Source organism: Malaciobacter mytili LMG 24559 (assembly GCF_003346775.1).
Lineage (GTDB): Bacteria > Campylobacterota > Campylobacteria > Campylobacterales > Arcobacteraceae > Malaciobacter > Malaciobacter mytili.
Genome location: NZ_CP031219.1, coordinates 2,306,997 through 2,329,975, shown reverse-complemented (window position 1 = coordinate 2,329,975; position 22,979 = coordinate 2,306,997). Strand labels below are relative to the sequence as shown.

16 protein-coding genes are annotated in these 22,979 nt (G+C 28.1%); 11 read left to right on the top strand and 5 right to left on the bottom strand.

All coding sequences use genetic code 11. The features are described 5' to 3' along the window. Positions 1–154: 154 nt before the first annotated feature. The 10 genes from rplJ to AMYT_RS14985 all read left to right on the top strand — a co-directional run bounded on the left by rplJ (position 155) and on the right by AMYT_RS14985 (position 14,364). Complete coding sequence (rplJ, locus tag AMYT_RS11425) at positions 155–643, top strand: 50S ribosomal protein L10 (RefSeq protein WP_114842659.1); 489 nt, start codon at positions 155–157, stop codon at positions 641–643. 56 nt (positions 644–699) lie between these two features. Continuing rightward, positions 700–1,071, top strand: coding sequence for a 50S ribosomal protein L7/L12 (gene rplL / locus AMYT_RS11420; RefSeq protein WP_114842658.1), 372 nt, complete (start codon positions 700–702; stop codon positions 1,069–1,071). Positions 1,072–1,244: 173 nt separating this feature from the next. Then, the gene (gene rpoB / locus AMYT_RS11415) at positions 1,245–5,390 is read left to right on the top strand and encodes a DNA-directed RNA polymerase subunit beta (protein ID WP_114842657.1); all 4,146 of its coding nucleotides are present in this window, start codon (positions 1,245–1,247) and stop codon (positions 5,388–5,390) included. Continuing rightward, positions 5,383–9,915, top strand: coding sequence for a DNA-directed RNA polymerase subunit beta' (gene rpoC, locus AMYT_RS11410; RefSeq protein ID WP_114842656.1), 4,533 nt, complete (start codon positions 5,383–5,385; stop codon positions 9,913–9,915). Before rpoB ends, rpoC begins: the two co-directional genes overlap by 8 nt. A gap of 28 nt (positions 9,916–9,943) precedes the next feature. After that, positions 9,944–10,330 carry a hypothetical protein gene (locus AMYT_RS11405; RefSeq protein ID WP_114842655.1) on the top strand — a complete coding sequence of 129 codons (387 nt, stop codon included), beginning with the start codon at positions 9,944–9,946 and terminating at the stop codon, positions 10,328–10,330. A gap of 54 nt (positions 10,331–10,384) precedes the next feature. Then, positions 10,385–11,092, top strand: a complete 708-nt coding sequence (locus AMYT_RS11400) for an EAL domain-containing protein (RefSeq protein ID WP_114842654.1) — start codon at positions 10,385–10,387, stop codon at positions 11,090–11,092. Between the two features lie 57 nt (positions 11,093–11,149). After that, entirely contained in the window at positions 11,150–11,434 is a 285-nt protein-coding gene (locus AMYT_RS11395; RefSeq protein WP_114842653.1) for a YciI family protein, read from the top strand. A 160-nt stretch (positions 11,435–11,594) separates the two neighbouring features. Then, a complete protein-coding gene (locus AMYT_RS11390) occupies positions 11,595–12,824 on the top strand; it encodes a tyrosine-type recombinase/integrase (RefSeq protein WP_114842652.1) in 1,230 nt (409 codons plus the stop codon). Between the two features lie 181 nt (positions 12,825–13,005). Further along, on the top strand, positions 13,006–14,196 hold the full coding sequence (locus tag AMYT_RS11385; RefSeq protein ID WP_114842651.1) for a Fic family protein: 1,191 nt from the start codon (positions 13,006–13,008) through the stop codon (positions 14,194–14,196). 30 nt (positions 14,197–14,226) lie between these two features. After that, positions 14,227–14,364: a hypothetical protein gene (locus tag AMYT_RS14985; RefSeq protein ID WP_162919504.1), complete on the top strand. Its 138-nt coding sequence runs from the start codon at positions 14,227–14,229 to the stop codon at positions 14,362–14,364. Between the two features lie 445 nt (positions 14,365–14,809). Here AMYT_RS14985 and AMYT_RS11380 read toward each other — a convergent pair whose 3' ends face one another. The 5 genes from AMYT_RS11380 to AMYT_RS11360 form a co-directional block, all read right to left on the bottom strand. Continuing rightward, positions 14,810–15,820, bottom strand: a complete 1,011-nt coding sequence (locus tag AMYT_RS11380; RefSeq protein WP_114842650.1) for a hypothetical protein — start codon at positions 15,818–15,820, stop codon at positions 14,810–14,812. Between the two features lie 8 nt (positions 15,821–15,828). Beyond that, on the bottom strand, positions 15,829–17,262 hold the full coding sequence (locus tag AMYT_RS11375; RefSeq protein ID WP_129085758.1) for an MBOAT family O-acyltransferase: 1,434 nt from the start codon (positions 17,260–17,262) through the stop codon (positions 15,829–15,831). A gap of 141 nt (positions 17,263–17,403) precedes the next feature. Then, positions 17,404–19,335, bottom strand: a complete 1,932-nt coding sequence (locus AMYT_RS11370; RefSeq protein ID WP_114842648.1) for a carbamoyltransferase C-terminal domain-containing protein — start codon at positions 19,333–19,335, stop codon at positions 17,404–17,406. 37 nt (positions 19,336–19,372) lie between these two features. Then, positions 19,373–20,665 carry a cytochrome P450 gene (locus AMYT_RS11365; RefSeq protein ID WP_114842647.1) on the bottom strand — a complete coding sequence of 431 codons (1,293 nt, stop codon included), beginning with the start codon at positions 20,663–20,665 and terminating at the stop codon, positions 19,373–19,375. After that, positions 20,662–21,762, bottom strand: a complete 1,101-nt coding sequence (locus tag AMYT_RS11360; RefSeq protein ID WP_114842646.1) for a hypothetical protein — start codon at positions 21,760–21,762, stop codon at positions 20,662–20,664. Before AMYT_RS11360 ends, AMYT_RS11365 begins: the two co-directional genes overlap by 4 nt. A 383-nt stretch (positions 21,763–22,145) precedes the next feature. Between AMYT_RS11360 and AMYT_RS11355 the strand changes: the two genes are divergently transcribed. Then, on the top strand, positions 22,146–22,973 hold the full coding sequence (locus AMYT_RS11355; RefSeq protein ID WP_114842645.1) for a transketolase: 828 nt from the start codon (positions 22,146–22,148) through the stop codon (positions 22,971–22,973). Positions 22,974–22,979: the final 6 nt, after the last annotated feature.

Here is a 22,979-nt window from a genome sequence, read left to right as displayed (position 1 = left end):
CCTTATTTAACCATAACATTCAATAGTGTTGAAGTTTTCAATATTATTGAGTGTTATCAAAACACTGATATAAAACTGAAGACAGCCGGTAAAAAACACCTCCGTTTTTTGTAAGACCTGCTTAAGTTTCATGTTTTGGAAGGAGGAATAAAAAATGACTAAACAACAAAAAGCTGAAGTAGTTGATTTCTTAACTTCTGAGTTTAAACAATCATTAGCTATAGTAGTATGTGATTATAAAGGACTTACTCATAAAGAGTTAGAAAGATTAAGAAAAGAAGCAAAAGCTAACAATACTAAAGTTCAAGTTGCAAAAAATACATTAGTAACAGTTGCAGTTAAAAATGCTGAGTTAGGAGATGTTGAGTTAAGTGGAACTAACATTTTCTTATGGTCAGAAGATCAAATCTCTGCTTGTAAAGTTGCTGATAAATTTGCTGAAGCAAATAAAGAAAAATTTGCAATTAAATCTGGTATCATTGAAGGTCAAATTGCTGATCTTGCAAGAGTTAATGCATTTGCTAAATTACCATCTAGAGAAGAACTTCTTGGAATGCTTGCATCTGTATGGATGGGACCTGTTAGAAACTTTACTATTGGTCTTGATGCTCTTAGAAGAAAAAAAGAAGAAGAGGCTGCTTAATTTTAAGCATTATATAATTAAATAATAAATAAAAAAAATATTATAAGGAAAATGAAATGGCAATTTCTAAAGAAGACGTATTAGAATACATCTCAGGTTTATCTGTATTAGAATTATCTGAATTAGTAAAAGAATTTGAAGAAAAATTTGGAGTATCTGCTCAACCAGTTGCTGTAGCTGGTGCTGCAGTTGCTACTGCTGATGCTGCTGAAGAAAAAACTGAATTTGACGTAGTTATCGTTGATTCAGGTGACAAAAAAATCAATGTTATTAAAGAGATCAGAGCTTTAACTGGTCTTGGATTAAAAGAAGCAAAAGCTGCTGCTGAAGAAACTCCATCTACAATTAAAGAGGGTGTATCTAAAGAAGATGCAGAAGCTGCAAAAGCTCAATTAGAAGCTGCTGGAGCAAAAGTAGAAATTAAATAATTTCTCTTTTAAATTTACTGTATGTAAGGTAGAACTTCCTACCTTACAGAAGATTAGCATCACTGAGGGCTAAGTTTAGAATTTTCAAAGAATTTTAACCTTATCCTTTAGGGATGCTTTTTGCGCTTTATAAAAAAAGCTAAAATACTAAACCAAATTTATTAAGGTCGACAATGTTAAACTCTTTAAAATCTGGTAATAGACTTAGAGTTGATTTTGCAAAAAATCCACAACAAATTGAAATTCCAAATCTACTACAATTACAACAAAGCTCTTATGATAACTTTCTAATGATTGGCAAAGATGAAAGAACAGAAGCTGGTATAGAAAAAGTCTTTAAATCAGTTTTCCCTATTCATGATGCTCAAAACAGAATAACTTTAGAATATTTAGGAAGTGAAGTAGGAAAACCTAAATATGATGTTAGAGAGTCTATGGTTAGAGGTCTAACTTATTCAATTCCTTTAAAAATCAATATTAGATTAACATTATGGGAACTTGACGAAAAAACTGGTGAAAAAATCGGTGTTAAAGATATGAAAGAGCAATCTTTATTTATCAGAGAAATACCGCTTATGACAGATAGAACATCATTTATTGTTAATGGTGTTGAGAGAGTTGTTGTAAATCAGTTACATAGATCTCCAGGTGTTATCTTCAAAGAAGAAGAGGCTAATACAGCAGGTAATAAACTAATCTATACTGGTCAAATTATTCCAGATAGAGGTTCTTGGTTATATTTTGAGTATGATGCAAAAGATGTATTATATGTAAGAATTAATAAAAGAAGAAAAGTTCCTGTTACTATTTTATTTAGAGCATTAGGTTACTCTAAAGAAGATATTATTAAATTATTCTACCCAATTATTAATATTAAGATTAAAAATAATAAATTCTTAACAAAATTTAATGCAGATGATTATGCTGGAAGATTAGATTTTGATTTAAAAGATGATAAAGGTAACTTAATCTTAGGTGCAGGGAAAAGGCTAACAGCTAGAAAAGCAAAAGCTTTAGTTGATGGTGGTCTTGACTTAGTTGAATATCCAGTTGAATTATTAATGGATAGATCAACAGCTAATGCTATTTTTGATCCAGAATCAGGAGAAGTATTATTTGATGCACTTACAAATTTAGATGAATTAAAATTAAAAAAACTTTTAGATTTAGGTTTTGATTCTTTTGATATTGCAAACGATTTAGCTGCTGGTGTTGATGATTCTATTATTAATGCATTTAAAGCTGATGCTGAATCTTTAAAATTATTAAAACAAACAGAACAAATTGATGATGAAAATGATTTATCAGCAATTAGAATTTATAAAGTTATGAGACCAGGTGAGCCTGTAACTAAAGAAGCAGCAAAAGAGTTCGTTAAAAAATTATTCTTTGATCCAGAGAGATACGACTTAACAAAAGTTGGAAGAATGAAAATGAACCATAAATTAGGTGTTTGTGTTCCTGAGTATGTTACAGTATTAACATATGAAGATATTATTAAAACTGTTCAATACCTTGTAAAAGTTAAATCTGGTCATGGACATATTGATGATAGGGATCACTTAGGTAATAGAAGAATTAGAGCAATTGGTGAGCTTTTAGCAAATGAGTTACACTCTGGACTTATTAAAATGCAAAAAGCTATTAGAGATAAAATGACTACATTAAGTGGAACATTAGAAGATTTAATGCCACATGATTTAGTTAACTCTAAAATGATTACATCAACAATTACTGAATTCTTTACATCTGGGCAATTATCTCAGTTTATGGATCAAACTAACCCATTATCAGAAGTTACTCATAAAAGAAGACTTTCTGCATTAGGTGAGGGTGGTTTAGTAAAAGAAAGAGCTGGATTTGAAGTAAGGGACGTTCACCCAACACACTATGGAAGAATCTGTCCTGTTGAAACTCCAGAGGGTCAAAATATTGGTCTTATTAATACTTTATCTACATTTGCAAAAGTAAATGAATTAGGATTTATTGAAGCTCCTTATAAAAAAGTAAAAGAGGGTGTTGTAACTAACGAAATCGTTTATATGACTGCAACATTAGAAGAAGGACTTGTAATTGCTCCTGGTTCAACAAAAGTTGATGATAATGGAAAAATTATTGAGCCTTTAATTGAAGCAAGACAAGATGGAGAAATCCTACTTATTGAAAAAAATAAAGTAGATTATATTGATATTTCTTCTCAAATGGTTATGGGAGTTGCTGCTTCATTAATTCCATTCTTAGAACACGATGATGCCAACAGGGCATTAATGGGTTCAAACATGATGAGACAAGCTGTTCCACTATTAAGACCTAATGCTCCAATCGTTGGAACTGGTTTAGAAAAAACAGTTGCAAGAGATGCTTGGGAAGCAATTAAAGCTTCAAGAGGTGGAGTTGTAGAAAAAGCAGATGCTAAAAATATTTATATTAGAGGTGAAGATGAAAACGGTGCTTTCATTGATCACTATGAAATAAATAAAAATGTAAGAACAAATAATAATACTTCATTTGGTCAAAGAGTTGCAGTTAAAGCTGGTGATGTAGTTGAAAAAGGACAAGTTATTGCTGATGGTCCATCTATGGATAAAGGTGAGTTAGCAGTAGGTGTTAATGCAATGGTTGCATTTATGCCATGGAATGGATATAACTACGAGGATGCAATTGTATTATCTCAAAGATTAATTGAAGAAGATGCTTTTACTTCTGTTCATATTTATGAAAAAGAAGTTGAATGTAGAGAATTAAAACATGGAAATGAAGAAATTACTAGAGATTTACCAGGTGTAAAAGAAGAGTCAATTTCTCATTTAGATGCATCAGGTATCGTTAAAATTGGTACTTATGTAAAACCTGGAATGATTTTAGTTGGAAAAGTAACACCAAAAGGTGAGATTAAACCAACTCCTGAAGAAAGACTTTTAAGAGCAATCTTTGGGGAAAAAGCTGGGCATGTTATTAATAAATCATTATATTGTCCAACATCAATGGAAGGTATTGTAGTTGATGTTAAAGTATTCACTAAAAAAGGATATGAAAAAGACGAAAGAGCAATAGCTGAAATTGAATCTGAGAAAAATGAATTAGATGTTAAGCATCATGATAAATTACTAATGTTAGATAGAGAAGAGATTTTAAAAATCAACAATTTATTATCTAAAGCAGCATTAGAAAAAGATGTAGATGTAGAAGGAACAGTATTTAAAAAAGGTGAAAGTATTCCTTTAGATGCTTTAGCAAATGTAAATAGATTTGCTATGAAAAAAGTAGTTGCTTCTTATAGTAAAGCAGTTCAAGATGAATATAATAATATTAAAGAACACTTTATTAAACAAAAATCTATTTTAAGAGAAGAGCATGAAGAAAAACTTCAAGTTCTTGAGCACGATGATATTTTAGCAAGTGGTGTTATTAAACAAGTAAAAGTTTATATTGCTACAAAAAGAAAAATCAAAGTTGGGGATAAAATGGCCGGAAGACACGGTAACAAAGGTATCGTTTCTAACATAGTTCCTCAAGTTGATATGCCATATTTAGAAGATGGAACAACAGTTGATGTTATTCTTAACCCACTAGGGGTTCCTTCAAGGATGAATATTGGACAAATTCTAGAAGTACACTTAGGATTAGTTGGTAAAAGATTAGGTAATCAAATCCAAGGTATTTTTGAAGCAAAAAGAGAAGACTTTATTAATGACCTTAGAAATAAGATGACTGAAATTGCTTCAGTTGCAAAACTAATGAAAGCAAAAGAATTTATTGAAACTTTAAGTGATGAAGATTTAGTATCTTATGCACAAGATTGGGCAAAAGGTGTAAGATTTGCTACTCAAGTATTTGATGGTGTTAAAGGTGAAGAGTTTGAAAGACTATTTGAATTAGCAAAAATTGATAGCGATGGTAAATCTACACTTTATGATGGAAAAACTGGTAATAAAATGAAAGAGAGAGTTAATGTAGGTTATATGTATATGCTTAAACTTCACCACTTAGTTGATGAAAAAGTACACGCAAGATCTACTGGACCTTACTCATTAGTAACACAACAACCAGTTGGAGGTAAAGCACTATTTGGTGGACAAAGATTCGGAGAAATGGAGGTTTGGGCACTAGAAGCTTATGGTGCAACTTCAGTTCTTAAAGAGATGCTTACTACAAAATCGGATGATGTTGAAGGTAGAACAAAAGCATATAGAGCTATTGCAAACGGTGAAAATGTTCCAAAATCAGGTGTTCCTGAAACGTTCTTCGTATTAACTAAAGAGTTAAAAGCTTTAGGATTAGACGTTGATATTTTTGACGAGGTAGAAGAGAATGAGTAATAACGAAAAAGTATTAGAACCTATCGAAATAAAAGAGTTAGAAAGACCACAAGATTTTTCTGCGTTTCAATTAAGATTAGCAAGTCCAGAGAAGATTCTTTCTTGGTCTTGTGGTGAAGTTAAAAAACCAGAAACAATTAACTATAGAACTTTAAAACCAGAAAGAGATGGTCTTTTTTGTGCTAAAATTTTTGGACCAATAAAAGATTACGAGTGTCTTTGTGGTAAATACAAAAAAATGAGATATAAAGGTGTTGTTTGTGAAAAATGTGGTGTTGAAGTAACATCTGCAAAAGTTAGAAGACACAGAATGGGTCATATTGACCTTGTATCTCCAGTTGCACACATTTGGATGGTATCTTCTCTTCCTACAAGAATTGGTACTTTATTAGGTGTAAAACTAAAAGATTTAGAAAGAGTATTATATTATGAAGCATATATAGTAAGTGAACCAGGTGAAGCTTATTATGATAATGAAAAAACTAAAAAAGTTTTAAAATATGATATTTTAAATGAAGAACAATATAGAACAATTTCTGATTTATTTGACCACACTGGATTTAGAGCAAATATGGGTGGGGATATAGTTAGAGATTTATTAGAAAATTTAGATTTATTTGAGCTTTTACAATCTTTAAAAGATGAAATGCAAAATACTAAATCTGAAGCAAAAAGAAAAACTATTGTTAAAAGATTAAAAGTAGTAGAAAACTTTATTAACTCTGGAAATAGACCTGAATGGATGATGTTAACTAAATTACCAGTTCTTCCACCAGATTTAAGACCACTTGTATCTTTAGAAGGTGGTAAATTTGCTGTTTCAGATGTTAATGATTTATATAGAAGAGTTATTAATAGAAATAACAGATTAAAAAGATTAACAGAACTTGATGCACCTGAAATTATTATTAGAAATGAAAAAAGAATGCTTCAAGAAGCAGTTGATGCTTTATTTGATAATGGTAAAACAGCTAATGCGGTTAAAGGTGCAAATAAAAGACCTTTAAAATCTTTATCTGAAATTATCAAAGGTAAGCAAGGAAGATTTAGACAAAACTTACTTGGTAAAAGGGTTGATTTCTCTGGAAGATCAGTTATTGTTGTAGGTCCAAGTTTAAATATGGATCAATGTGGTATTCCAAAGAAAATGGCTTTAGAATTATTTAAACCACATTTAATGGCTAAGTTAGAAGAAAAAGGTTATGCAACAACTTTAAAATCTGCAAAGAGATTAATTGAGAGTGAAACAAATGAAGTTTGGGAATGTTTATCGGAAATTGTAAATGAATATCCTATATTATTAAACAGAGCACCAACTCTTCACAAACTTTCAATTCAAGGGTTCCACCCTGTATTAATTGATGGTAAAGCTATTCAGTTACACCCACTTGTTTGTGCTGCGTTTAACGCCGACTTCGATGGTGACCAAATGGCTGTTCACGTGCCTTTATCTCAAGAAGCAGTTGCAGAAGCTAAAATTTTAATGATGTCTTCTATGAATATTCTTTTACCTGCATCAGGTAGAGCTATTGCAGTTCCATCACAAGATATGATTTTAGGTATTTATTACCTATCATTAGAAAAAGATGGTGTAAAAGGAGAGCATAAACTTATTACTGATGTTAATGAAGCAAAAGCTGCATTAGAGATGGGTAAAGTTGATTTACATGCAAAAATTAGAACAAAAGTAGATAATAAAGTTATCCATACAACAATTGGAAGACTTATTATTAAAGAAATTTTACCATCATTTGTTCCTGATACATTATGGAATAAAAGATTAAAGAAAAAAGATATTGGAACATTAGTTGATTATATTTATAAACATGGTGGATATAGTGTAACTCCAAGATTTTTAGATAACCTTAAAAACTTAGGTTTTAGATATGCAACAGAAGCTGGAATTTCTGTATCTATTGATGATATTAGAGTACCAGAAGCAAAAACTGAGCACGTAGCTAAATCTAAAAAAGAAGTTATTGAAGTTCAAAAACAATTCTCGCAAGGTTTATTAACTGAGCAAGAAAGATATAATAAAATTATTGATATTTGGACAGAGATTAATAATACTCTTGGTTCTGAGATGATGGAAATGATCCAATCTGATAAAGATGGATTTAACTCAATTTACATGATGGCTGACTCAGGAGCTAGGGGTTCTGCTGCTCAAATTAGACAGCTAGCAGGTATGAGGGGTCTTATGGCAAAACCAGATGGTTCTATTATTGAGACACCAATTATTTCAAACTTTAGAGAAGGTCTAAACGTTCTTGAGTACTTTATTTCTACTCACGGAGCTAGAAAAGGTCTTGCCGATACAGCTTTAAAAACTGCCAATGCAGGGTATTTAACAAGAAAGCTTATCGATGTTTCACAAAATGTAAGAATTACAAATGAGGATTGTGGAACTCATGAGGGTATTGAAATTACAGATTTATCTTCTGGTAATGAGTTAATTGAAAGTTTAGAAGAGAGAATTACAGGAAGAGTAATTGCTGAAGATATTATTGACCCTATCTCAAATGAGATTTTATTTACAGAAGGGACTCTAATTACTGAAGAAGATGCAAAAGTTGTTGCAGATGCGGAAGTTAAATCAGTAGTTATTAGAACTCCATTAACTTGTAAAGAAGAAAATGGTTTATGTTCAAAATGTTATGGTCTAAACCTAGGTGAGCAAAGAAAAGCAAATCCAGGTGAAGCTGTTGGGGTACTTGCTGCTCAATCTATTGGGGAACCAGGAACTCAGCTGACACTTAGAACTTTCCACGTTGGGGGAACTGCAAGTGCAACTCAAACAGAAAGAGAGTTAAGAGTAGATAAAGAAGGTTTCATTAGATACTATAACATTAAAAAGTATGTTGATAAAAATGGTAAAAACATTGTTGCTAACAGAAGAAATGCTGGTATTTTATTAGTTGAACCAAAAATCAATGCTCCATTTAAAGGTAGAGTAACAGTTGATACTATCCACGAAGAGACAGTTTTAACAATCTCAAATGGAAAAGAAGAGAAAAAATACTATTTAAGAAAGAATGATGTTGCTAAAGCAAATGAATTAGCAGGTGTTTCTGGAAAAATTGATGGTAAATTATATCTTCCATACTCAGATGGTGATGAAGTAGATGTAAATGAATCTATTGTTGAGATGATTAAAGATGGATGGAATGTACCAAACAGAATCCCTTATGCATCTTTATTAAAAGTTGAAGATGGTGCGCCAATTACATCTAAAATTGTATCAAATGCAAAAGGTGTAGTTAAATATTATAAATTAACTGGTGACTATTTAGAAAGAAGACATGATATTAAATCTGGTGACGAAGTAAATGAAAAAGGACTTTTTGCAGTTATTGTTGATGCAGACGATAGAGAAGCATTAAGACACTATATTGCAAGAGGATCTATTGTTCAATTAGATGACAATGTTGCTGTTGAAAAAGATTCTTTAATTGCAGTTCCAAAAACTTCTGAGCAAGTAGTAATTGCTGAGTGGGATCCATATGCAAACCCAACAATTGCTGAAAAAGCAGGTACAGTTACATTTGAAGATATTATTCCTGGTGTAACAGTTTCTGAGCAATATGATGAACTAACAGGAACTTCAAAACTTGTTGTTAGTGAGTATATCCCAGCTGGATATAAACCAGCTATCGTATTAGCTACTGATAAAAAAGAGTTAATTAGATATACATTGGATCCAAAAACTTCATTAAACGTAAATGAAGGACAAAAAGTTGAAGTAGCAGATGTATTAGGTAAAACTCCTAAAGCTACTCAAAAATCAAAAGATATTACTGGAGGTCTTCCAAGAGTATCTGAATTATTTGAAGCAAGAAGACCAAAAAATATTGCAATCTTAGCTTCATTTGATGGAATTGTTTCTTTTGGAAAACCATTAAGAAATAAACAAAGAATCTTAATTACAGATGAAAATGGTGCTAAAGTTGAGTATTTAGTTGAAAAATCTAAACAAATTTTAGTACACGAAGGTGAGTTCGTTCATGCTGGTGAAGCATTAACTGATGGACAAATCTCATCTCATGATATATTAAGAATTTTAGGTGAAAAAGCACTTCACTCATTTATTGTATCTGAAGTACAGCAAGTATATAGATCTCAAGGGGTAAATATTGCTGATAAACATATTGAGGTTATTTTATCTCAAATGTTAAGACAGGTATCTATTTTAGATGGTGGAGATACAAAATTCATCATTGGTGATATGGTTTCTAAGAAAAGATTTCAAGCTGAAAATACTAGAATTATTAAACTTGGTGGAGAACCAGCTATTGCAGAACCTTTATTATTAGGTATTACAAGAGCTGCTGTAACATCTGACTCTATTATCTCAGCTGCATCATTCCAAGAGACAACAAAAGTTCTAACAGAAGCCGCAATTTCTGCAAAAATGGATATGTTAGAAGACTTAAAAGAAAATGTTGTTATTGGTAGAACAATTCCTGTTGGAACTGGTCTATATAAAAACAAAAGAGTAAAATTCTCTTATGGAGATAAAAAATAAGTAAGGAATTCCTTACTTATTTTTACCTATGGATACAATATTAATTCTGTTTTTTATTTTTATTGCTATTGAGCTTTTTGAATCAAACTGGCAAAAAGCTGAAACTCTTTATGGTTTATTATCTAACAATTTGATGGTTTTTAATAAAAGCCTATTTTTATATTTCTTATTAAATACTGGATTTATTTACTCTATTTTTTTAACTGTATATTTACATAATTATAATTTTTTAATGTTAAGTATTGTTGGAATTAAATTTTTTGATATTGCTTTTAAACTTTCACTTATGCAAAAACTAAATCAAGGTGCATATTTTGAAGAGATTATGCCAAATATTAAAATCACTCCTATGCTTAGATATTTTAATGCAGTTGCTTATCCTATAACTTTTCTATTTGCTTCCGATTATTTTTAATATTGATACTAATTATCATAAAATATTAAGTAGTTTTTTGTTATATTATTATTTATGAATAATATAGAGTTTAAACACTTAATTTTAAATGCGAAATATTTTACAAAATATGAACCCATAATTAATATAAAAACACAAAAAATCTTTGCCTATGAGGCTTTGTCAAAATTTGAAATTGATAATAATCTAATTTCTACTGAAGAAATTTTTAGACATTTACACCATAATAATAAATTATTTTTTGAACTTGAAAAAAGAAATAAATTATTACAAATAAAAAATTTCCCTAAGAAAAAAAAGTTATTTTTAAATTTTGATGCTGATATTTGTGTCTCGAATGAACAGCAATCTTATTGGGAACTTTTTTTAAATGAACTAAAAGATAATATCGTAGTTGAAATTACTGAAAATGGTAGTGATGATGAAACAAGTGCAAATATAATGAGAAACTTTTCTCTTTGGCTTAATTCCAAGCAAATAGATACTGCACTTGATGATTTTGGGCAAGATGGTTCTATGTTTTCATTTTATATGATGAATGGAAGTAAATATATAAAGATTGATAAATCTTTTTTAAGACAAATAGAGTGTAATAGAAACTATTTACACTATTTAAAAGGTATATTAAAAACAATTAGATTAAATGGCCAATTAAGTATTATAGAAGGAGTAGAAACACAAGCTGATTATAATCTAGTTAAAACTTTAGATTGTGATTATGTTCAAGGCTACTATTTTGATGAATATCAAATAGTTGTCTAACTGTTTTTTAATATTATTTATTTATGATATAATTTCTAAAAATTAAAAAGGAAAAAAATGCAATATTTAATAATCGCATATGATAATGATAATGCTTTAGAAAAAAGATTAGCTGTTAGAGAAGCTCATGTTGAAGGTGCAAAAAAACTAATGGCTGAGGGTAAAATTATCAATGCTGGTGCATTAATTGAAGAAGAACAAATGGTAGGTTCAACTTTATTTGTAGATTTTGAAACAGAAGATGAATTAAATGACTGGTTAGATAATGAGCCATATGTAACAAATGGTGTTTGGAATATGGAAGAATTCCAAATCGTGCCAGTTAAATTACTTAACAAATAACTTCATTTAAAATCATATAGCCCCTTTAAAATGGGGCTTTGTCTATCTTATATATTTCATATTACTTCATATTTTTTCATATTTTTTCAAACAAATTTCAGCTTTTATACGGTATATTTTACGGTATAAAATTGATTTTTAATATGGAGTACCGTAAAAAATGCCAGCTACCGTAAAACCACTAACTGATACAGAAATTAGAAAAGCTAAGCCAAAAGATAAAGAATACAAGTTATCTGATGGAAATGGACTTTTTTTACTTGTTAGAAAAAGTGGAAACAAAATGTGGAGATTTGATTTTTCTTATGGTGGTAAAAGAAAATCAATGTCTTTTGGTACTTATCCTCTTGTTTCTTTAAAAGAAGCACGAGAATCTAGGGAAAGAGCAAAAGAACAACTTTTAAAGAATATTAACCCTATAACATATAAAAATAGTCAAAAGCTAGAAGAGGGTATTAACTTAAACTTTATTGTATCAAAATGGCTTGATTTAAGAAAGTTAAATAGTAGTCCTGCTACTGTAACACAAAATGAAAGAATACTAAAAAATGTAACTTCTACTTTAGGTGATTTTGCACTAAAAGATATTAAAAGAGTTGATATTATCTCTGCTTTACAGGTTGTACAAAAAAAAGGTAACATTGAAACAGCTCATAGACTATTTTCATTACTAGATAAAATATTTAAATTTGCAGTTACTAATGAGTATGTTGAACGTAATATAATTGGTGATATAGATAAGTCATCTATTTTGGTTAAAAACAGTGAAAATCATCTACCTGCAATTACAGAACCAAATGAAATAAAAGAGCTTTTAAAAGATATTAGTACTATTCAAAAAAAATTTAAAACTGATATTAGTACTGCATTGATATTGAAAATAGTACCGTATGTATTTGTAAGAAGTGCAAATATTAGATTAATGAGATGGAAAGAATTAGATTTAGAAAAAGGTATATGGACTATTTCTAAAAAGAATATGAAAGTATCAACTAATAATGATTTTATTTTCCCTTTACCTACACAAGCAATTCAAATACTTAAAAATGTTGAAATTTACTCTAAAAATAGAAGTGAATTTGTTTTTCCTTCTCCTTATAAAAATGATAGGGGTGTTGCTGGTGCAACTTTATCTGATACACTTAACAAATTAGGTTATAAAGATAAACATACATTTCATGGCTTTAGAAGTATGTTTTCAACTGTATGTCATGATAATATGAAATCTCATGGATTTAATAGTGATGTTATAGAAGCTTGTTTAGCTCATAAAGATAGAAATGCTGTAAGAAGGGCTTATAATAGAGAATCAAAATTTAAGTATTTTGAAGAGAAAAGAGAATTGATACAGTGGTATGCTGATTGGTTGGATAATATTAAATTAGTTTAAAACTGATAAATAAGTATCAATTTCCTTTATTTAAAAAAGAATTTAAAAACTTTATAATATAATTTAAAAAAATAGTGTTATAAATATCTATTTTATGGTATATTTAATCTATTAAAAGATTTAAAAAAGAATTTAAAAAAAAGTATATATAATCTATACTTTTTCTATAAAAAGGTTACGAATGTACACAACTCCAATTATACCACAAACTGAACATTATCCTTTAAAACAAGAGATACTTAATAAAGCGGAACGTATTATAATTGAGAGTGCTAAGTTAACAGGAAATTTAAATATTCATATAATTAATGCAATAAAAGAAAATTTACGGACTATAAACTCTTATTACTCAAATAAAATTGAATCAGAAGGTACACATCCTATTGATATTGAACGTGCAATGAAAAATGAATTTTCTAAAGATACTAAAAAGAAAAGTATGCAACAACTGTCATTGGTACATATTGAAGTACAAAAATTTTTAGAAACAACACTAGATATCTCAACTAAACCATATTCATTAGAAAAAATACTAGAGATTCATAAAGAATTTTATAGTAAAGAAGAGATGAAATATGCACTAAATATTAAAAATGGTGAGTTAGAAGTAGAAATGATACCTGGTAAACTAAGAGAAGGTTATGTTCAAGTTGGAGAACATATTCCACCTCAAAGTGATGAATTAATAGCTTGTTTCAATGAATTTGAGATGTTATATAATCAATCTAAAAACTCTACACATACAATGAAACTAATCTATGCTTTGTGCTCCCATCATAGATTAACATATATACATCCATTTTATGATGGAAATGGAAGAGTATCTAGACTTTATTTAGATTACTTAATGTATCATTGCGATATCCAAGGTTATGGACTATGGAATATATCAAGAGGGCTTGCTAGAAATCAAAAAGAGTATAGAAAGTTTTTATCATTAGCAGATGAAAAGTTTAGTGGATATAATGATGGAAGAGGACCATTAACATTAAAAGGACTTGAAAACTTTTTAGAATTTATGTTAGATATTGCATTAGATCAAGTATTATTTATGAGTGAATATTTAAAATTAGATTCTATGGCAACAAAAATAAAAGCTTATGTTGAACTATCACAAAAAAAATTAATTCATAATGTCAAACCTCTACCAAAAAACTCAAATAAACTCTTAGAGTATTTATTGGTTCATGGAGAAGTAACTAGAGGCGATGCTCAAGAAATCTTAGGTGTAAGTGCTCCTAAGGCTATAGCTATTGTAAAAGAGTTACTAGAAGAAGATTATTTACAAACAGATAGTCCTAGAGGGAAATTAAGATTTAAATTAAATAGTAAGTTGTCTAGCTATCTTATACCTGATTTATTTGAGAACTGATAATTAATTTAATATAAAAGGAGTTCTAATATGAAAATATCAAAACTAGAAGAAATTACACAAGATGATTATATAAATGCAGTAAATCAATTGAAAAAAGATGAACACCATACAGATGTAATAACTGATTTTTTATTTGCAATTGAACAAAAAAAGATTTTAGATTAGAAAATTTAAAATTGTTAGCATGTCCAAATTTTGAAGCATGTATAACTATTTTAATTTATAAACAAATAGAATTCTATAAAAATAAAAGTATTTAATGTTTAATAATATTAATAATGCAATAAAGTGGTTAAGTGGTACAGTAGGTTTATTTGATCTGGCTACACTAAATAGGACATAGAAAAACATTATGTTAAAATTAGTGAAAGTAGATAACCCAATAATCAAAATAATGAATATAAAAACAAAGTTTAAACAAGGAATTATGTTAAAAAAGATAAATATGATATTTTAATACAAAAGATGGCTATAAATCAAAAAGGCAATGGATTGATTTGAACAAAGATATGAATATTTTAATTAAACTTGAAAAAGTAAAGTGAAATTATCTTTATATAAATTAAACACTCTATGTTTTTTTTGTTATTAGTTAATATAAATAATATTATTAAAGTCTTTGTAAAGTTTTATATAGGTCTTTCATAAAAATTTTATTGCCTTCTTGGTTTAGATGAATATAATCATAAAAATATTTATAATTATTTTTATAGTTATCATCTTTTGACCAATCTAAAACTATTGCTTTATTTTCTTTACATTCTTTTATAACTTTTTGCCAATATTCTTTTCCTTTGATATTAAGAGTATTAGAAAGTTCTAAATAACTTTTAGTAAATGGAGGAGTGATAAAAATTAATTGTTTATTTTTTGAAGCAACAAATTTACACATTTTGATTACTTCTTCCATAATTAACTGTGGTGTGTTATGATAATAGTATTGAGAGTTTTCAAATTGTTTCATATTATTTTTTTGAATATTATATTCTTGAGTTAATGTATTACTATTTCTACTTAATAGTGAGTCTTTACTAACTATTTTTAAAGCTTTAAAAAGATCTTTTTGTTCATAAGTTTTAGAAGGTTTAAAAATTTTTTTTATAGGCTCTTTCCAAAAATCTTTTCTTATTAAAGGGAAAAAATTTCCTTGTATATAATTACTCCAATCATTAGCTATTGGTTCTAATAAACTAGTTTCATATTTATTTACAGCGCGGTAGAACTCTCTTCTTACAAAAGGTGCATACCAAGCATTATTTGTCATCATACTATTTGCTCCACCAACACTCCAAAAAATATACTTTATGGAATTAGACTGTTCTACTAAAAGTTTTAATAAGTAAGCATCTTCTAAGAGGTCTCTTGAAGCATAAGAAAAATTTAGACCTTTAATATTTAAATCATCAAAATTTAGTGAAAAACCTATTGAACTTCCTATTGCAATTGCAGTATATTCATTAGTAGATAATAATTTAATACCCTCATCAATATATTTGTTGTATGTTTCATGACTAGAAGGATAAACTATACTAATTTTATTTAAACCAGTTACTATAATAATAGTTCCTATGATAATAATTAATATTTTACGAAGATTTATAAGTTGTTTTAATTGATGCAATTTTTCTCCTAAAACTTAAAGTATAAAAAGCCTGGTTTTCCATATACCGCAAAATTTAAAATAAAAATCAAGAAAAAAAGTTGAAAGAACCACCAAAGTTCAAAAGGAACAGCTTCTTTTATTTGTTTTATTTTTTTTTGTTCATTTAGCCATTGCCAAAGCTCCAAGATTATAATTAAGATAATGATTTTTGATGAGATAAAACTAAATTTCCATTGAAAAATATCCGTAGGAAGGAATAAAATAAATTGATTTATAACAGCTTGAATATTATTGAAATTTTCCCAAGTTAAAGGAAAGCCTATTACAAAAAAAACAATTATCCAAACATAAAATCGTCCAATCCAATCAAAAATTCTTCTTTGAAAACGATTTTTAGGAGTAATTTTATATTTAACTTTCCACTTTATCCATCTACTTTCTAATATAGATAAAACTCCAACAGAAATTCCTGCAATTATCCAACCCAATTGTGCCCCATGCCATAATCCAATTAATAATCCTGTCAAAATAAGTGGCATAGGTCTAATTGTTGTAACTGAACGTTTATCTTTTGTTGTAAACTGCCTTAATAAATAGTCTCTAAACCAACTTGTAACAGTAATATGCCACTTGTACCAAAACTTTCTTGTACTTGTGGCAGCAAAGGGTCTATCAAAGTTTTGACTTAGTTGAATACCTAATAAAAGTGCTGAACCAATAGCAATATCAGCATAGCCAGATAGATCACAATAATACTGATATATTGTTGCAGGTGCAGCTAAAAATACATCAAAAGCATTATATGTTTGTGGATTTAATCTAATTGGATCAAAGTATTCATCAATACTATCTGCAATTACTATTTTTTTAAATAAACCAAATAAAATTAAACCATATCCAATTTTAATCCCTGTAAAATTAATTTTTTTAGGAATTTTAAACTGTTTTAGTAACATTGATGCACGCTCTATTGGACCTGCAAGTAATTGAGGGAAAAAGGCAACATAAAGAGCATAATAACCAATATGCTTTTCAGCAGGAATTCTTTTTCTATATACATCAACTGTATAACTAATAGTTTGAAAAGTATAAAATGATATTCCAAGTGGTAATATAATATCTATTTCAGAAAAGTTTTCAAAAGAAATAATACCTATAATAAAATTAATAATTACACCAATATATTTAAAAATAAATAGAAGTCCCAAGTTAATTGATAAACTAACGATTAATAATACTTTTCGTATATAAGCAGATTTTTCTTTTTCAATAAATATTGATAATATAAAATCTGTTAATGTAGAAATAACTAATAATAGGAGGAAATCTATTCTCCAAGCTCCATAAAAGAAGTAACTAGCTGCCAATAATAATCCCCATCTAAAACGGTGAGGAATTAAATAATAACTAATTACAATAAGAACTAAAAAAACAGCGTATTCAAAACTGTGAAACTGCATGAAATATTATGACACTTTAAAATAATTTTTTCTTAAAATACAATTTAATTACTTATAATCTCTTGAATAGTAATATATCTTTAGAAACTAAAGTAACTTTTATCTAAATATTTCTGAATATAATATTTTTCTTTATTATACTTATTTTCTAACATTAGATAACATTGTTTGCATTCTTATACTATTTTGTTTTTTTTCTATATTTAAATGACGACGAATAATACAAACATCTTTATACTTAGTTAAATCATATTTTTTCATAAGCCTTGGGTCTGAAAAATAAGCCACAAGTTCTTCTCTTGCCAAATTATATGGATTAAGTTTAATATCTATTAATGTATTGTTTTTTATAAAGTAATCAAGTTTTGTTCTTTTATAACTTATAGAGTGCTTTTTTATAGTATTTCTTAATTGAATACGATAACCATTTAAATAAACAATTTTGATATTTTTTTCTAAAGCAAAGAGTATAGCTCTTTCTAAAGTATCAATAATTGGTTCATCTTTTGCATTTAAAGATGTATTACATAACATTGGTACGCCAGTTTTTTTATAAAAACATTGTATTACTTCATATAGTTTAGAAGAATCTTTAGAAGTGATTGTTTGGATTCTTGCAGTTTTATCTAAATGGCATACGGCAGGTATCTTATCTTTTTTTGAATCTATAACATCAACTGCTTGCAACATAAAAGGAGAATCTCCAATTAGGTTAAACCATTCATGTACAAATTCTAAAAGAACAATAGGTGCAACTGGACGCCACCATTGACGCTGTTTTATATCATTAAGTTTATCTTTTGATTCTAAATAACGGGGATCAGCAAGTAAACTACGATGACCTAAAGCTCTAGGTCCAATTTCTGCACTACCATCAAACCAAACAATTGGATTATCAATAATATCTGAAACGATTTTATCATAATTTACTTTTTCAACTTTTTCAATTAAGTTGTTAAAGCTATTAGTTTGTTTGAGTAATTCTTTATTATTATATTTTCTTCCATAATAGGCATTATCTAAAGAAAATTCAAACTTATTTAAAGTTAAATGAGCATAAATTAGTCCTATTCCAAGAGCCATACCTGAGTCATTAACTACAGGTGGAGCTTTAAATCCTTTAAATTTAAAGATATTCATTAATTGAGCATTTGCTGGGCAATTTAAAGCAAAACCTCCTACTAAAGATAAATATACTTCACTAGGAGAAATATTAAATCTATCAATAATTTTGCAAATAGTTTTTTCAATCATCATTACAGAACATGTTTGTATGATTTTAACAAGCATACTAGTTTTATTTTCTGAAAAACTAAATCTTAAATCTAAATTTTCAAATAAAATCCCTTCATCTTTTTCTGTTAAGGAATTAATTTGTTCAGCTATATTAATAAACCATTTATAAGCTTCATTTCTATCTTTTAAAGAAAAAATTTTTGGTAAAGCAGAAATTGAAATATTTGCTTTTGCTAAACAAGCATTTCCTAAAGCCATTAATGTTCCTTCTTGCATATTGCAATATTCTCTTAAAAAAGCCCATAAAATTGCAGGAGAGTCCACTGAAAAAGTTGTCATTACACCTTTATTTACATATGCAGCTAAATAATTGTCTTTTTCCCATACATCTAAATCTAGTACATGATCTGGACCAGCATCTAAGGCTAAACAAAGTATTTTTTCTTTATAAAAGATTGAGGAGTCTATAAATAAACCAGTATATAAGTGACATAAGCTATGATATGTTAAGGAATTTTTTGTATTTAAGCTAAATTTATCTGATATAGTTTCTAATCCTGGTGTCCCAATAATATTATCAATATCTTCTAATTTTAAACCTTCTTCACTCAAAAGATCTATAATAAATTTTTTAGCATTTTCAATATTTGAAAAAGAGATACCATGATTTTTAATACCACTTAAACGTTCAAATTCCCAATATCGAACTAAAGTGAGTTTATTTTCAATAATATACCATAATGCCATGCATTGGTCATGTCTTCTAACAATTTTATATGCTGCTTCTAATTCACCAATATGGGCATAAATAGATAAAAAATAGGTCTTTTTTTTCATAGATTAAAATCCATATATTAAATAAAAATACAAACTATTAATTTCTTTTTTGAACTTCTAACATAACAGGACCATCTGGACGAAGAGTATATCTTGCTATGGGTTTTATAGAATTTTTGCATGAAAGTATTTTTACATCTTTTAAAATAGTTGTTAAAATAGTCATAGCTTCTAACCAAGCTAGTTTTCCACCTAAGCAGCTGTGATGTCCTGTTGAAAAAGGCATAAAAGCTCGAAGTTGCTCTTTATTTAATGTATTAAACCGGTCTGGGTTAAAACTATCTGGTTCTTTCCAATAATTTTTATGCCGGTGCATACTATAAAAACAAACTGCTATTTGTGTACCTTTTTTTATACTTAGTTCTCCTACTGTAACATCTTGTATTGTTTCACGATTAACTAAAATTGCTGATGGATAAAGACGCATGGTTTCATTGAATAAATTATTAAGCCTTGGCAATTTATGTAAAATATCCAATGTAAGTTCTTTGTTTCCAAGAATATTTTTTATTTCATTTGCAATAAGTTCTTGTTCATCTTGATAATGAGCTAATAAAAATAAGGCCCAAGTAATTGTTAAAGCTGTACTTTCATGCCCTGAAGTTAATAAAAACTGCGCATTATCTTCTAATTCTTTATTTGTTAATTGTAAATTTATTTTAGGATTTTTTGCAAAGGGTGTATCTGATACTAAAGGTACTAAAGGACGTAAAGATAAACTTATTTCTTTTGCTTGTTTAACTGCTTTTGAAGTCTGAGTTAATTCGCCACTTAATCCTGCTTCATAAAGTGTATTTGCCATTTGTTCTACGATTAAAGGAGGTGTTAATTTTTTGTCTTCACCAAATAATATTTGCCAAATAACACCAAATGTTCCATTTACACATACTCGTCCTATATCTATGGGCTCTTTTTTTTCTATAGCATCAAATATAGGTTTAATAGCTTCTTCTAAAGTCATTTTGATAAAAGGAAAATATGTATTAAATCTATCAGGAGAAAATAAAGGTGCAAGAGTTTTTCTATGCATAGCACTTCGTTTTCCAATATCCGTAATCACATTTTCTCTTCCTGTCCCATGTCCTGCAAATCTTTGTTGAAGTCTAGATCTAGGAATTGTTCCATCATTTCTTGTTAAAACTTCTTTTACTAAAAAAGGATCAGATAAAAAAAGTAATTCTCCTGTTGTTGTTTTTAATGATACTGAAGGTTTATTTAAAATTTCTTCTGGCCAAAACTCTTCAGCATATAACATTGCTCGTAATGCACTTGTTGCTTTAATATTTTTTAGTGGTTGAAATTTTAGTTGTGGTGGAATTAAAGATTTCATACTATTATATCCTTGTAGTTGATGTTTTCATTATTTAAAAAAGCTTTGGTATCTATTTCTTTTCTAAGAAAAATTCGTCCAATAGTTAATATCATATCAATCCATTGGGAAAAATCTTTAATAGTTCTTATTTGTTCTTCTTTTGGAGAAAAATGGCTAGACCAACCACCAGAATAGAGTCTACATTCACTACATTCAATAGATGATGTACAACATTTAAAATCTTTTTTTTGTAAATCAAGTCCATAATATGCAAAATTACCCTTAAGACGAGATGCACAATCTTTAGCAATTCCTTGAGAGTCAAGATCATATAAGGGACCAGATGCTGTAGACCATTGATTATATTTATGAGAATAAATTACAGTATCAGGAAAACTTTCAATCATTTCATCAAGAGTTTCACGTACTTTTTTTAAATCTTCATTTCTAAATGATAAATTTATAGATTTATTTGAATTTAATAATAAGTTTTTTGGAGGAGACCATAAATTAAATGTTATAGGTAAACCATTATCTCTACTTAGTTTAACAATATCTTTTGTTTGCGTAATATTGTATCTATTAAGTGTATATAAAACTATTGCTCTTGGGTCATTTTTATAAAGTTTTAAAGCCTTATGTAAAGCTTTACCTCCACGATAAACTATATCATCTGTTTCATCTCCAGCCCAAGCTGAAATACTTATACGAAAGGGAATCTCAGAACTTAAAAAAACTGTGCCATTTGTTCCAATATTACCTCTTTTAAAATATTTAGCAGCAACAATTAAACGCTTTTCTTCTAAAGCAGGTTCTGCACCTAAAAAATAAGGCATTGTTACTCCTCGCTTTGATTCACTAGCGAGTAACTTTTCCCAGTTATTTGAAAAGATTTCATTTTCTAAAGGTTCACTTTTAAATACTGAAGGGTCAAAGTAGTAACATCCTTCACATTTTAAATTACATTTATTACTAATTTCATAAAAAGCTGGTTTAGCAAAAATATGAATTATTTGTTGAACAATATCATAAGCAGGTTTTAAATTAGGTGATGAGATTAGATGTCTTTGTATAGTTCTATATACTAACTTAGTTTCTTTTTTATTATCAATCATATATTAAATTAACTTTATTAAATTAAATATTTTAAATGCCATTTTTTATAAATAACCTATTTTTTAATTTAAGAAGGATATTAAAGTTATTTTATGAACACTTTAAAATTTGAGTCAATTATTATTGTATCTAATAAAATCTTAATTTATATGGCTTTTTAAAGGTCTTCTTATAAAGTAAACTAGGTGTTATAAAAAAGATACTTTATGAAAAAATTATTATTTTTATAGTATTATTTAAATTATTAGATAAATTAAAAAAACAAATACTATAAAAAATACAAAAGCTTTTCAGTTTTTTATATAGAAAATATTAAAAAGAAAACTATTATTTCAATTTTTAAGTTAAATAATGTGTAGTATTATAATTAAGGAGTTCCTTATTGGAGATTGAAAGATTAATAAATAAATCACAAGAAATAAGAATTAAGTTATTTGATTTAGTAATGCAAGATATGAAAGGTCATATTCCTTCTTCTTTTTCATCGCTTGAAATTGTACTTAATCTTTTTTATGGAAAGATTATGAATTTTGATGTTACAAATCCTAATAATCCTAATAGAGATAGACTTATTGTTAGTAAAGGTCATGCTGCGATGGTACTATATCCTATTTTACAAGAATTAGGTTATTTTGATAAATCTGAATTAAAAAAATTTACAAAACCTGATGGGATATTAAGAATGTATGCTGATCATACAATTCCTGGAATAGAAGCTATCACTGGCTCTTTAGGACATGGACTTGGTATTTCAAATGGTTATGCATATGCTGCAAAACAAGATAATAAAGATTATAAGTCATTTGTAATTATAGGTGATGGGGAGTGTTATGAAGGTTCTATTTGGGAAAGTGCAATGTTTGCTTCACATTATAAGTTAGATAATCTAATTGTTATTTTAGATGTTAATGGATTATGTATTATGGGTGAAACAAAAAACTGTATAGATCAAGGTTCTTTAGAAAATAAATTTAGATCATTTGGTTTTGAAACTATTAATGTAAATGGACATTCTCATAAAGATATACAAAGAGGGTTTAAAATAATAAACAATAAAAATGGTAAACCAAAAGCTATTATCGCACATACAGTAAAAGGTAAAGGTATTTCTTTTATGGAAAATCATCCTTTATGGCATAATAAAATGCCAACTAAAGCGCAAATTGAGCAAGCATATAAAGAATTAGCAACAAATTGCATAATAGAGTAAGGATGA